The sequence below is a fragment of the Mycolicibacterium arabiense genome (genome assembly GCF_010731815.2).
Lineage (GTDB): Bacteria > Actinomycetota > Actinomycetes > Mycobacteriales > Mycobacteriaceae > Mycobacterium > Mycobacterium arabiense.
Map to the genome: position 1 here is coordinate 3575511 of NZ_AP022593.1, position 13338 is coordinate 3588848.

Here is a 13338-nt window from a genome sequence, read left to right on the forward strand (position 1 = left end):
GGGGATGGCCGTCAGCCCGCGGCGGTGAGCGTGATGTCCGACAGCGTGGACTCGCTCCTGCCGTCCACGGTGCCGAGCGTCGTGATCCACACCAGCACGTAGGAGGTGGGGGCGGCGTTGCTGATCGGGATCGTGTTCGAGCCGGTCTTCATCGGCGTCGGCGGCGTCATCTCGGTGGTTTCCTCGAGCGAGGCGGGCGTCGCGGACTGGGCCGAACGGATCTGGATCGCCGTGCCGGTGCTGTTGAGGTTCACCGTCACCGACGCGAGCGTCGTGGGCTGCGGCAGCTGCAGCACCAGGCCCACGCCGCTCTTGAAGCCCGGGAACGGTGCGGGATCGCTGTAGGTGTCGGTCGGCCATCCGGTGGCGGGATTCCCGTCGATGGCGAGGCCGGCGTCACTCGGGTTGTCCGCTTCGCCGCCCGGTGAGAACACCGTTGCGCGAACGGGTCTCACGACTCCGGTGGCGGGTGTGTCGGTCTCGCTGGTGGGGGCGTTGAGGCCTAGTTCATTCCTGTCGAGCGGGCCGCCCACGTCACCGAACAGGCCGCGCAGACCGATCGCGAGGCCGACCAGCACGATGACCAGGATGACGGCGCCGACGGCGATGCCGATGATCATGCCCTTGCGCCTGCGGCGCTGACTCTCGGGATCAGCCGCGGCCAGCGGGGCCTTGCCGCTGCCCCCGTTGGCGGCGGGATCGTCGACGGGCGTGATCAACTCGGTGCGGTCGGCGACGGCAGTGGCCTGCTGCAGGAGGTTGAGCAGCGTGCCCGCGGTGCGGATGCCGCCGTTCTCCTGTACGGCCCGTGCGGCGGCCGCGGAGATCTGGAACGGGATCTCGCGGTCGACGGCGCGCGGCTCGACGGGCTGCCCGGAGGCGTCCACCTCGGCCTGGGCCATGCCGCTGTTGGCACCGGTTTCCGGCAGGGGCCAGCGGTCGACGAGCAGGGCGTACAGCGAGGCGCCGATGCCGCGGATGTCGTCCTCGGGCTCGGCGTCGGGCATGGTCGCGGGGAAGGCCAGCGCCACGTCACCGTCGATGCTGACCCGGACGCGTCCGGGATGGTCGATCGAGAGTGCGACGCCCTCGCGGTGGGCTGCCTCGGCTGCCGCCGCGAGGGACTGGATCGCACGGGCGCCGCCGATCGCCGACGGTGCGGTCTCGGCGACCTCGGCCAGCGAGCCGCCGCGGATCCACTCGGCGACGACCAGCCCGCCCGAACCGGTGTTGGCGACGTCGAGCACGCGTGCCACGCCGGGCATGTTCAGCCTGCTGAGCTTCAGCGTGCGGGACAGGATCTCCTGCAGCTCGTCGTCGGGCAGTGTGGCATCCGGGTCGACGAACGTGAGCGCCACCTGGCGGTCGAGCGCCGTGTCGAGGGCATGCCAGAACTGCAGGTGCGGCGGTCCGCCGTGGAACACCAGCAGCCGGTAGCGCCCGCCCGCGATCGTGGCGCCCGGGATGAGGTGGACGTCGTCGTCGGTGGCCGCCTCGATCGGCGGCTCGTTGAGCATGCCGAAGGACAGTGCCTCACGGGTCGGGTCGCCGCCGTAGTCGGCGGGCGGCCTACCCGAGGGCGGCTGGCTCACCTCGGTGGGCACGTCGGGCTCGAAGTCGTCGGCCGACGGGCGCGGAATGCGTTTGGTCGCGCCGCTGTCGGCGCCGGTCGCGGGTCCGCCTGCGGGGTCGTTCGTCACCGCTGGTCCTCTCCACGGCCTTCCTCCGGCAACCCCTGCCGGAGGCGCTACCCGTCTGACCGGCCCATATTGACGCGGTGGTAACGGGTGCGAATTCCTGTGCTCAGAGTACGGGACTGCGCTGCTCGGACGCGGTCGGACGGGGGGCATCGGCGGCGTCGCGGGCACCGGCGAGCTAGCTCCGAGGCGCCGCTTCACGAAGGCCAATGCCGACTGCGCCTCGGGCACCTTCGCCGCGAGCAGCACCGCCGCGATGATCGGCACCATGATCAACCCAAGCACCAGCAGCCGCAGCACCGAGCCGCCCGCACCGCTGTTCGTGGTGAGCGACTCGAGGCCGAGCAATTGGTCCACGACGTGTGCGATCAGACCCGCGCCGAGCGACGCGGCGATCGCGACGAGGATCGTCCGCAGCACCGGCAGCCCGATCAGCCTGCCGTCGGGCGGGCGAAGGTTGGCGCGCAGCACCAGGTGTCCGACCGTCGCGCCGGCGAGGAAGCCGAGGCCGTTGGCGAGGCCGAGGTATCCGGCGACGAGTTGGGGGTCGTCGGTGAGATGGGGTGCGGCGAACGAGGCCACGATCTTGACCGCGGTGATGACGAGGATCAGCGCGATCGGCGTCCACGGCTGCTGGCGTGCGTAGAACACCCGGAGTTGCAGCAGCACCAGGGCATACGGGATCAGCGTGAAGGCCGACAGCGTGATTGCCATGCCCAGGTAGCCGGCGTCGGTCTCGCCGAAGTTGCCGTAGGAGAACAGTGCGCTGCCGATGGCGGGGCCGCCGACGGTCATGAACGCGACGATCGGGATCAGCGTGACCATCGTGAGTCGCGTGGCCAGCGACAGGTCGCCCAGCACCGCGGGCGTGTCGTTGGCCGCGGCATTGCGCGACAGCCGTGGCATGACCACGGTGAGCACCGTGACGCCGATCATGCCGAACGGCAGCTGCAGGATCAGCCACGCGTAGTTGTAGATCGCCGGGCCCGAAGCCGCTGCGCTGCCTGCGATCTGGTTGCCCACGATCAGGCCGACCTGGCTGATCAGCACGTAGAGCACCATCGCCGCGGCCATGGTGCCGAACTGCTTGAGCCGGTCGTCGATGCCCCACAGCGGCCGCAGGCTGATGCGTTCGCGCCGGATCGCCAGCAGCAGCACCGCCGCCTGAGCGACCACCCCGAGCGTGGTGCCGATGCCGAGGACCAGCAGCTTGGCGTTGCCCATCTCGACCGGGTCGAGTGACATTTCGCCGGGGACCAGGACGTAGACGCCGAGCGTGGCGATCGCGACCAGGTTGTTGATCACCGGTGCCCACGCCGGTGGCCCGAACACGTTGCGGGTGTTCAGGATTGCCATGAACACAGACGTCAAGCCGTAGAAGATCACCTGGGGTAGAAGCAGGTACGCAAACGCCGTGGTCAGTGGCTCGTTCACCAGCGTCTCGGAGCCGAGCATGAGGCGCACCAGCAGCGGTGCCGCGGCGACCGAGGCGATCGTCGCCACCAGCAGCAGCGCGGTGGCGAGAGTGACCAGCCGTCGCACGAAAGCCGTTCCGCCGTCGGCGTCGTCGCGTTCGGCACGCGCCAGCACGGGAACGAAGATCGCGGTGAACGTCGCCTCGAGTACCAGTGCGGCAACGAGGTTCGGCAGCTGATTGGCCACCGAGAACGCGCTCGAGAGCGCGGCGCCGAGGATCGCCGCGAGCAGCACGATGCGGATGAAGCCGGTGATCCGACTGATCAGCGTCGCGAATGCCATGCCCCACGACCGGGACACGACCGCGGAGTCGGAGAGTTCCTTGCGGAACTGGGGGCCCGCGACCTGGCCTGCGCGGCGGCGTGGTGCTGGCCCGCGGGGAATCCGCTGACGTGGCGGCGCCGGTGGTGGCCGCCGAGGTGTCGTCACCGCTCGTCCGGGCCGTAGGCGATGGCCGTGTCGACCGGATCGGGCGAGTCGTCGGCAGTGGTCCGGCGCGGTGGCCGGTCGAGGTCGGCGCGGTCGGGCTGCCCGCGGAACCGGTGCCACAGTCTGCGGCCGGCCAGCAGGAACAGCACCGCACCCGCGGACAGCGTGATGATGAACAGCACCTTGCCGTAGGCGTTGGAGTGCAACGACAGTCGCACGGGTTCGCCGAGGGACAGGCCGTCGACCGTGCGCAGCGACACGTCGACCGCGACGCGCTGGGTGAAGTGCACCTCGACCGGCACCCGCAGCGGCAGGAAGCCCGGCGGCAGCACGATCTCACCCATGTCGGTGACGGTCATCCCGGGCGGGGCGTCGACGTCGAGGCGGACCCGGATCGGTACGGGCAGGTCGTTGCGCAGGGCCAGGGGCAGCGGGCTGCGTTCGGTGGCCAGCGTGTACGAACCGCCGGGGTTGACGATGGTGACGGCATTGAACAGGTCGTCGACGGTAGTGGCGGTTCGCCGGATCCGCTGCTCCGCCAAGCCGTTCCGCGCGTCGGGGGGTACCGACTGGCTCAGTGCGCGCAGCATGTCCTCGCGCAGCGGCGCGGTGTACTCCGTGCCGGTGAGGCCCGTCCGCTCATCGGTGGTCAGCGCCGCCGTCAGACCCCACAGCCGGCCGGACGCACCTGCGACCGCCGAGACGACGCCGTCGCCGAACCGGGCACGCGCGTTGCCGAGGGCATCGGCGGGCGCAGGCTGTTCGGTGGCCGGTGCGGCGGCGAGCGTCTCCGCGATCACCGTGGGCAGCGGCCGCGGCGTGGCCAGCCCCGAGTTGATCGACGTCGCAAGCGCGGACAGCAGGGCCGCGGCGTCGTCCTGCTGCAGGTCCCACACCATCGGCGGCACCAGGATCTCGGCGCGCGGCTCGGTGGCCGGCCGCAGCCCGCGCCACAGCATCGCGGCGAGCGCGTCCTGGCGGCGGGCCACCTGCGAGTCCTGCTGCAGCGGCACGTTGAGGGAGCTGTCGAGGTACGACGGGGACGACGGCCTGGTGCCCGCACCGGCCAGCGCCGCGCCGACCGTCGGGTCGACGGGGGCGGTGACGACTTGCCGGGTGTAGCGGCGCGGCACGAGGTCGACGGGCGGCTGCTCGCCGGATGCAGAATCCTGCGCCGTGTAGTCCGGTGCGGCGATCGCCACGGTCGGGCCCTGTGCCGACAGCAGTTGCACGGCAGGCCCCGTCAACGGCCCGTCGCCCAGCAGCGTGGCGCCGCGCACCGACGCGATACCGAGGATCTGGTCGACCACGTCGGGCGACTCGGTGGTCGCGACGGCCGCCAGCCCGGGGTCGCCGACGCGGTGCAGCGCGGTCAGGTCCGCCTGGGCGTACACCGACGACGTGACGCACAGCCGCTGAGCCAGCGACTTCAGCCGGCCCAGCCAGTTCACCGCAGCCTCCTGGCCGGTGCCGGGCCGGGTCGGGCCGCTGAGCCCGCCGTCGGCCGATTCGGTGACGACGTAGCCGGTCGTCATCGCATTGACCGTCACCAGCAGGTCGGGGTCGACGGCCAGACACAGCGCGCTGCGGACCTGCCCTGCCGGATCGACCGGGGGACTGGTGGCGAAGTCGGCCGCCGAGAGCAGCGTGTCCAGCCTGCCGCCGGGGGCCAGTGAGGTGGCCAGCTCGTCGTCGCCGAGCCGCACGGGCGTCGTGGCGCCGGGGACGCCCGCAGCGAGCCGGGGCCGGTCGGCGAGCGGCCACAGCATCGTGACGCCCACCGGGCGCGAGGTGTCCGGTGGCACGACGGCCGACACCGGGTCGGTGGACTCGAGCGACGGATCGGGTGGAACGCCGACGACGGGAAGCAGGAAGCGGGCGTCGTCGAGACGGGCGGGGGCGCCGTAGTCCGGGGTGCCGTTGACGTTCACCAGCAGCGGGTAGACGCCGGGTTCGGAGATGCGCAGCGACGGCTCGGCACCCGACCGCAGCGGGAAGAACAGACGGAACGCCGCGCTCTGCCCCTGGCTCAATTCCGGTGCGATGGTGACGAAGTCGCCGACGGGCTCGAACTGGTCGCCACTGCCGGCGAGGCTGGTGCGCAGCCCGGCCGACGTGGTCACCGCAGCCGCGGTCTCGAGCCGCACGACGACGTCCCGGACCGACCGGTCACCGATGTTCGCCACCCTGCCGGTGACGGTGACGAAGGGTTCGCCCGCGGTGCTGACGATCTCGGGGGTGACGCGATCGATGCTCAGCTTGAGGAACTGGGTGACGCCGGGTTCGCCCGCGGCCGCGCGGGGCAGCAGTGCCGGCGCGGCGACCAGCGTCAGTAGGACCACGGCGGCCAGCGAGCGCACGAGCACTCGAGGCACGGTCCCAGCGGCCGAGACTGCCGCCCGAAACGTCATGTTCCCTGGCCGCAGCCGTTCGCCCGCCGACCGGGTCGCATCTTTCCCCGGTCGCTCCGCTCTGCCCCCGAGGAACGGTCCCCGGGCTCTCTGCGCTCCGCCCCGAGGGACGGGGGAGTGGAGTCGTCGGCACGACGGTGGGTGTGGGAGTGGGTCTGCGGCCTGCGCCGCGGCGAGGTGTGCGGCAGCGGCGGGAGGCTGCCGGGCCCGTCGGTGTGCAGCTTGTCGATGAGTTCTCCGGCGACCTGGGCGAGCTTGCGCTCGTCGGCGTAGGCGAGCCGCTTGGGCAGTTCCCGCAGCGGCACCCAGGCCACCTCGGTGACCTCGACGTCTTCGTCGGACAGTTCCCCGCCGAGGAACCGCATGAGGTAGTGGTGCACGGTCTTGTGCACGCGGCGGCCCTCGGTGACGAACCAGTAGTCGATGCTGCCCAGCGCGGCGAGCACGCTGCCCTCGATGCCGGTCTCCTCGGCGACCTCGCGGATCGCGGTCTGCTCGGCGGTCTCGCCCATCTCGATGTGGCCCTTGGGCAGCGACCACAGCATGCGGCCGCGCCGGTCGAGCCTGCCGATCAGCGCGGCGACCTGTGAGTCCTTAGGGCCGTCGATCCCGTCGATGACGAGGCCGCCCGCCGACGTCTCGTGCACGGTGCGGAGCCGGTCCGGCTGGCGTCGGGGCTGGGGGTTGCGGTGTCCGTTGGCGGCCGGTACGGCGCTGGGGAGGGGGACTACGGAAGCGGGTTGCGGCGCGCTGGCCTCGGGCGGCCCTGCCGAGCGTCGGCCGCGGCGCCTTCCTCGGCGCCGTCGTGGTTTGGCTTGTTCGCCCTCCGACACCCAAGCGATAGTAGCTGCCACTTGCTTTCCACCTTGCCGCCACTCGCCGTTGGTGCCGTGCTGATGCCCAGTCGTTACGCGCATGCGCCGATGGCAACTAGGCTCACCCCCCGTGCCGATCGACCCGAGTGCGGAAGCCGCGCTGCTTGCTGCCGCGATGCGCAGCCTCTCACGGCACGTCACCGTCCTCTCCGAGCTGGGCACGTTGTTCGCCGACGCGGGCCACGAGCTGTACCTGGTCGGGGGTAGCGTGCGCGACGCCGTGCTGGAGCGCGACGTCACCGACCTGGACTTCACCACCGATGCTCGGCCCGACGCGATCCAGCGGATCGTGCGGCGGTGGGGCGACGGGATGTGGGACACCGGCATCGCGTTCGGCACCATCGGCATCGCCAAGGGCGAGTACCGGCTGGAGATCACGACGTTCCGGGCCGACAGCTACGACCAGGTGTCGCGCAACCCGACCGTCGAGTTCGGCGACCGGCTCGAAGACGACCTGATTCGCCGCGACTTCAAGGTCAACGCGATGGCGGTGCGAGTGACGCCCGAGGGTGTCGGCGAGTTCCACGATCCGCAGGACGGCCTGGTCGACGCCGCGGCCCGTCGGCTCGATACCCCGTCGCCGCCGGAGGTGTCGTTCGGCGACGATCCGCTGCGGATGCTGCGGGCCGCGCGCTTCGTCTCGCAGTTGGAGTTCGAGGTGGCGCCCCGGGTCCGCGAGGCGATGGAGCGCATGGCCCCCGAACTCGGGCGGATCACCGCCGAGCGGGTGGCTGCCGAACTCGACAAGCTGCTGGCCGGTGCGGACCCGATCGCGGGCGTCGACCTGATGGTGCAGACGGGGCTGGGCGCAGTGGTGCTGCCGGAGATCGGCGACATGCGGATGGCGATCGACGAGCACCATCAGCACAAGGACGTGTATCAGCATTCGCTGACCGTGCTGCGCCAGGCCATCGATCTCGAGGATCCGCGCGAGGCGCCCGACCTGGTGCTGCGGTGGGCGGCGCTGCTGCACGACATCGGCAAGCCGGCGACCCGTCGGCACGAGCCCGACGGCGGCGTGAGCTTCCACCATCACGAGGTCGTGGGCGCGAAGATGACCCGCAAGCGGCTGCGGGCGCTGAAGTACTCGAAGCAGATGGTCGACGACGTGTCGCAGTTGGTCTACCTGCACCTGCGGTTCCACGGGTACGGCGACGGCCGCTGGACCGACTCGGCAGTGCGGCGCTACGTGACCGACGCCGGTCCGCTGCTGTCGCGGCTGCACAAGCTGGTGCGTGCGGACTGCACCACGCGCAACCAGCGGCGGGCGGCGCGGTTGCAGGCGAATTACGACGACCTCGAACACCGGATCGCCGAACTCGCGGCGAAGGAGGACCTCGCCAGGGTCCGGCCCGACCTCGACGGCAACGAGATCATGAAGATCCTCGACATCCCGGCCGGACCGCTCGTCGGTCAGGCGTGGACGTTCCTCAAGGAGCTCCGACTCGACCGCGGCCCGCTCGAGCACGACGAGGCCGTCCACGCGTTGAAGAAGTGGTGGAACGCCAGGGCCTGATCGCGCGTCCTAATGACAGGGCGAGCGGAGCGACGGGGGATCGGCTCCAGGGCGAGCGGAGCGACGGGGGATGGGAACAGTGGAGTACTGCCTGGGGGACGGGTTCGGTGCGGCGGCGATGTCGACGGGTGAGCCGACGCTCGACGTCGACGGCGACGGGGTGTTGGACGCGATCGGTCTCGACTTCGACGGCGATGGCCGCCTCGACGACGCGCTGGCCGATTTGGACGGCGACGGGTTCGCCGATCACGCGGTGCTCGACCTGGACGACGACGGCCACGGCGAGGCCCGGTTCACCGACGACGGGTCGGGCACGTGGGCGGTGAGCGTCGACCGGGGTGCTCAGCTGCGCTGGTTCGGCCTCGATGGTGCCGAGTCGGTCGGTGGTCCGCTCGTCGACTTCGACGGTGACGGACAGGTCGACGACCGCCTGCTCGACGGCGACCACAACGGTCTGGCCGACCGCGCGCTGGCCGCCGAGGACGCCTACGTCGACGCCGACGGTGACGGCCGCTGGGACGTCAAGTTGTCCGATGCCGACGGTGACGGTGCGGCCGACGCGGGCGCGAAGCTCTAACCCCGCCCGGCCCCAGGCGGGCCCGCGAACGCCTGCGCGATCGTCAGCCACTGCTGCGCGTCCTCGCCGACGGCCGTCACGTCGAGTTCGGCGCGAGGCCTGCGCTGCGTGACGAGCATGCAGAAGTGTTCGGCCGACCCGGTCACGCGCTGCGCAGCGTCGCCGGGACCCCACGACCACGTCGAGCCGTCGGGTGCGGACAGTTCCACGTGAAACGGTTCCGCGGGCGGGGTGAGGCCGTGCACCGAGAACGCGAAGTCGCGGGTGCGGACGCCGATGTGGGCGATCGACTTCAGCCGCGCCGTCGCTGGGCGAGCCACGCCGAGGGCATCGGCGACGTCGAGGCCGTGCGCCCAGGTCTCCATCAGGCGGGCCGTCGCCATCGACGTAGCGCTCATCGGCGGACCGAACCACGGGAGCTTGCGCCCGTCGGCGACCCGGGGGAGTTCGTCGTGCAGCCGGGTGCGGGTGGCCCGCCACTCGGCGAGCAGGGTGGCCGGCGGTAGGGCGGCGAGTTCCTCGGCGCCCGCGTCGACGAACCCGGTGGGGTTCGTGGCGGCCTCGGTCAGCAGATCCCCGAAGCCGGCCTCGTCGGTCACGGACACGACCGCCACCCGGTCGGTCCACAGCAGGTGTGCGATCTGGTGCGCGATCGTCCAGCCGGCTGCCGGTGTCGGAGTGCGCCACTGCCCGTCGGGCAGGTCGGCGACGATCGCGTCGAGTTCGTCGCTCTCCGCGCGCAGGTCGGCGACGGTGCTGTTCAGGGCGTCGGACATGGCGTCACCCTAGACCGGCCGAGCGATGCCCCCGCGCGGTGATCGCGTGCGCGGCCAGACCGACGAGGTAGACGACGGCGCCGGCGCAGGCGAGCGCGGGGGAGTCCCCGTCGGCTGGGATCACGGCAGCCGCACCAGCGATCGCGGCGATGAACGACACCCAGAACACCGAGTCCTGCACGGTGAACACGTGGCCGCGCAGCGCATCGTCGACGTCGATCTGCATCGCCGTGTCCGCACAGAGCTTGACCACCTGGCCCAGCGCGCCGAGCAGGAAGCCGCACACCGTCATCACCGGAAGCTGCAGCCCGGCCCCACACAGTTGCACGACGGCGGCGATCGCCAGTGCACCGTTCGCCGTGCGGTAGCGCCCGAAGCGGTGGACGACCGCCGGCGTCAGCAGCGTGGCGAGGAACGAACCGATGCCGGATGCGGCGACGAACAGCACCACGGTGCCCAGCCCCGCGACGTTGTGGCTGTCGCCGTGGCGCACCAGCAGGAGCACCAGCAGGGTGTTGATCCCAAACGCGATGCGGTGCGACGCGAGGCCGGCGAGGGTGGCCGCCACGGTCGGCACCTTCGCGACAGTGCTCAGCCCATAGCCCCACCCGGTCGCGACCACGTACGCGACGGAGCCGTGGACCGCGCGGCGGGTCTTGTCGGGGCCGAGCACGTGCGGCCCGAACCGGATCGACAGGACCAGCGCAAGAGCCACCGGCAGTGCCGCGGTGAAGATGATGACCGAGGCGCCGGTATCGCCTGCGCCGAACAGCCAGCGCGGCAGCAGCATGAAGTTCGCGCCTGCGAATGCGGCCACGGCGCCGCCCGCGGTGGCGACGGAGTTCATCGACACCACCTCGGCCCGTGGCACGACGTGGGGCAGCGCCGCCGACAGGCCCGACGACACGAACCGGGTGAACCCGTTGACGATCAGCGCGCCGCACAGGATCGGCACGTCGCCTGCGCCGAACGCCAGCAGCGTCGCGACGCCGAGCATTAGGACGAGTCGCACCGCGTTGGCGCCGACGAGGACCAGGCGGCGGTCCCAGCGGTCGAGCAGCGCGCCGGCGAAGGGGCCGAGCAGGGAGTACGGCAGGAACAGCACCGCGAAGGCGCCGGCGATGGCCCACGGCTCGGCGGCACGCTCGGGGTTGAACAGCAGCGCCCCTGCCATCGCGGCCTGGAACAGTCCGTCGCCGAATTGGCTGACGACGCGCAGTTCGAGCAGACGCCTGAACTCCGGTAGTGACCGCAGCACCTGCAGGACTGCTGCGTGCCCACGCGGGTCTGCCACTTTCGGTTCCGACTCCGCTCTGTCCGGTGATGGTTCGACACGTTGGCGCTGCGATTCGCGACTCGATCCACACTACAAATCTTTCCGCTCGGCAGCGGCGCGGCCGGTGGGAGTTCGTGACCTCGCAGGGTTGCTGGTGCCATGATGGACGGGTGGCGCAGTCAGACGATCCGGAGGATTACCTCGCCCCCGCATCGCATCGGGTCCGCGCGGGGACGCTTCTGCTCGCCAACACCGATCTCCTCGAGCCCACGTTCCGGCGCAGCGTGATCTACGTCGTCGAGCACAACGACGGCGGCACGCTGGGCGTGGTGTTGAACCGGCCGAGCGAGACGGCGGTGTACAACGTGCTGCCCCAGTGGACGAAGCTCGCGACCAAGCCGAAGACGATGTTCGTCGGCGGCCCGGTGAAGCGCGACGCGGCGCTGTGCCTGGCCACCGTGCGCGTGGGCGTCGACGCCTCCGAGGTACCGGGGCTGCGGCACGTGCAGGGCCGCATCGCCATGGTCGACCTCGACGCCGACCCCGACGACATCGCTCCGGCCATCGAGGGCGTGCGGATCTACGCGGGCTACTCGGGGTGGACCATCGGTCAGCTCGAGGGCGAGATCGAACGCGACGACTGGATCGTGCTGTCGGCACTTCCGTCGGACGTCCTGGTCGAGCCGAAGGTCGACCTGTGGTCGCGGGTGCTGCGCCGTCAGCCCATGCCGCTGTCGATGCTCGCGACCCATCCGATCGACGTCAGCCGCAATTAAGCCGCGTCAGTTGCACGACAGCGTGCAGGATGCGCACGCGTTACCGCAGCCTCCGGTGGCCGAACTCGCAGCCTCGGTGCGGGCCACGGCCTTCGCCGCCTGATAGCAGCCCGCGGCGATGGTCCCGACTGCGCCGACGACGCACACCACGAGCAGCAGGACGGCGGATCCGCCAGGAGCCGCCAGCGCCGCGATGCCGCCCGCGGCGAGCATGACCGCTGCCGCGAGTTGAGTGGGTGCGACGGTCCGAAGGACACCGGCGACCGGGTCGTTGGGCCGGGGCCGGGCCAACAGCCACAGCCCCGCCGCGGCGACCGCGGCCGCCGCGCTCAGGCACAGGACCGCGGCGATCAGCATGCGATCGAGGATACGAGCCACCACGTCGCGCCGTCGAATCCGCAGATCTCCGGCGGCACGCCGCCTAGCTGGGGATGCCCGGCAGCGGTGGCAGCGGCGGCAGACCCGGGATGCCGGGCGCCGGCGGAGCGGCCGGCGGGGGCGGCGGTGCGGCCGAGGCCACCCGGAAGCCATTGACGATCGCATCGGTTGCGTCGCCTGCGGCGACGGACACCTGCGCACTGGTCGTCACCGACAGCGTGACCAGGTAGCGGTCGGGGCCGGACTGTGCGATGACGTGGCGACGCGACGTGTTGAGCGTCATGTTGTTCTGCCGGTAGGTGCCCTCGATGATCGATGCCGGCATGCCGCCGAAGTCGGCCATCGAACCGTCCGTCGAGCGCCATGCCGGCAGCTGCTGGCTCTCGATGAAGCCGTGGCTGATCGCTTCCTTCGGGTCGAAGTCGCCGATCAGCTTGTAGACGTTGAGCGCGGCGTTGGAGGTATACAGCCCGTCGCCGCCGACGCGGTCGGCGATCACCGCGAAGGCGTCCGGCACGTTCGGATCCGGGACGTGAGCCCATCCGGTCGGCATGGGCAGCACGATGTTCAGTGCGGTGAACCCATTGGCGACCTGCGGCTCCATGGCGACGTTCTTGGACCGCAGGAACTCGGCGATGGTGCCCGACGTGGCGGGTGCGATGGTCGGCACGGCGGGCACCGGTGCGATGGCGGGGGCGGCAAGCCCCGCGGCGGGCACGGCGCCGGGGCCCACGGCGCCTGCGACAGGAGCGATCGCTCGCTGGTCGGCCAGCCCTGGGGTGCCTGCCTGAACGACGACGGTCTGGGTGACCGTCGCAGGCGATGGCAGCGGGGGAAGCGGGACGCTGGGCTCGGCCGAGGCGATCGTGCCGGCGAAGCCGACGACGCCGGCGACACCCACGGCGACACCTCCTGTGACGAGCCCCCATCGACGGGCAGTGGCGAACATCTGACGGCGGTCCTTCCGAGAAACAGGGTGCGGTGGAACCGCGGTGGCGTGTGTCGTATCGATCAGGCGCCGACCATATCCACGGCCAGAACGACGCCACTAGACCCGAACGGCACCTGCAACCGAGCTCTCACCGGTCTGCAACGGAACCGATACCAAGCACGGCGACGCCACGGCGTGCGGCGGAGGGCCGAACCGCCGC

Annotated in this window: 10 protein-coding genes; 3 read left to right on the forward strand and 7 right to left on the reverse strand. The window is 71.3% G+C overall.

The window, feature by feature from the left end; translation table 11 throughout:
- Positions 1 to 11 precede the first annotated feature (11 nt).
- From murJ to G6N61_RS18750, 3 genes are read right to left on the reverse strand one after another with little or no spacing between them, the layout of a single operon-like run.
- Positions 12 to 3602: a murein biosynthesis integral membrane protein MurJ gene (gene murJ, locus G6N61_RS18740; RefSeq protein WP_163919871.1), complete on the reverse strand. Its 3591-nt coding sequence runs from the start codon at positions 3600 to 3602 to the stop codon at positions 12 to 14.
- Positions 3599 to 6013 (reverse strand): hypothetical protein, encoded by a 2415-nt coding sequence (locus G6N61_RS18745; protein WP_179973485.1) that lies wholly within the window; start codon positions 6011 to 6013, stop codon positions 3599 to 3601. The genes murJ and G6N61_RS18745 overlap by 4 nt, the downstream gene beginning before the upstream one ends.
- Entirely contained in the window at positions 6010 to 6846 is an 837-nt protein-coding gene (locus tag G6N61_RS18750) for an NUDIX hydrolase (RefSeq protein ID WP_179973486.1), read from the reverse strand. The genes G6N61_RS18745 and G6N61_RS18750 overlap by 4 nt, the downstream gene beginning before the upstream one ends.
- 157 nt (positions 6847 to 7003) lie before the next feature.
- On the opposite strand from G6N61_RS18750, the gene G6N61_RS18755 reads away from it, so the two are divergent.
- The gene (locus G6N61_RS18755) at positions 7004 to 8404 is read left to right on the forward strand and encodes a CCA tRNA nucleotidyltransferase (RefSeq protein ID WP_276077956.1); all 1401 of its coding nucleotides are present in this window, start codon (positions 7004 to 7006) and stop codon (positions 8402 to 8404) included.
- A 79-nt stretch (positions 8405 to 8483) separates the two neighbouring features.
- A complete protein-coding gene (locus G6N61_RS18760; protein ID WP_163924927.1) occupies positions 8484 to 8981 on the forward strand; it encodes a pullulanase in 498 nt (165 codons plus the stop codon).
- Here G6N61_RS18760 and G6N61_RS18765 read toward each other — a convergent pair.
- Positions 8978 to 9757 (reverse strand): TIGR03084 family metal-binding protein, encoded by a 780-nt coding sequence (locus G6N61_RS18765; protein ID WP_163919875.1) that lies wholly within the window; start codon positions 9755 to 9757, stop codon positions 8978 to 8980. The two genes, G6N61_RS18760 and G6N61_RS18765, sit on opposite strands and share 4 nt — an antisense overlap.
- A gap of 4 nt (positions 9758 to 9761) precedes the next feature.
- A complete protein-coding gene (locus G6N61_RS18770) occupies positions 9762 to 11051 on the reverse strand; it encodes an MFS transporter (RefSeq protein WP_179973488.1) in 1290 nt (429 codons plus the stop codon).
- 152 nt (positions 11052 to 11203) lie between these two features.
- On the opposite strand from G6N61_RS18770, the gene G6N61_RS18775 reads away from it, so the two are divergent.
- A complete protein-coding gene (locus G6N61_RS18775; RefSeq protein ID WP_163919876.1) occupies positions 11204 to 11809 on the forward strand; it encodes a YqgE/AlgH family protein in 606 nt (201 codons plus the stop codon).
- A 6-nt stretch (positions 11810 to 11815) separates the two neighbouring features.
- On the opposite strand, the gene G6N61_RS18780 is transcribed toward G6N61_RS18775, so the two are convergent.
- A complete protein-coding gene (locus G6N61_RS18780) occupies positions 11816 to 12166 on the reverse strand; it encodes a hypothetical protein (RefSeq protein ID WP_163919877.1) in 351 nt (116 codons plus the stop codon).
- Positions 12167 to 12230: 64 nt separating this feature from the next.
- The gene (locus G6N61_RS18785) at positions 12231 to 13136 is read right to left on the reverse strand and encodes an LpqN/LpqT family lipoprotein (protein WP_163919878.1); all 906 of its coding nucleotides are present in this window, start codon (positions 13134 to 13136) and stop codon (positions 12231 to 12233) included.
- Positions 13137 to 13338 lie beyond the last annotated feature (202 nt).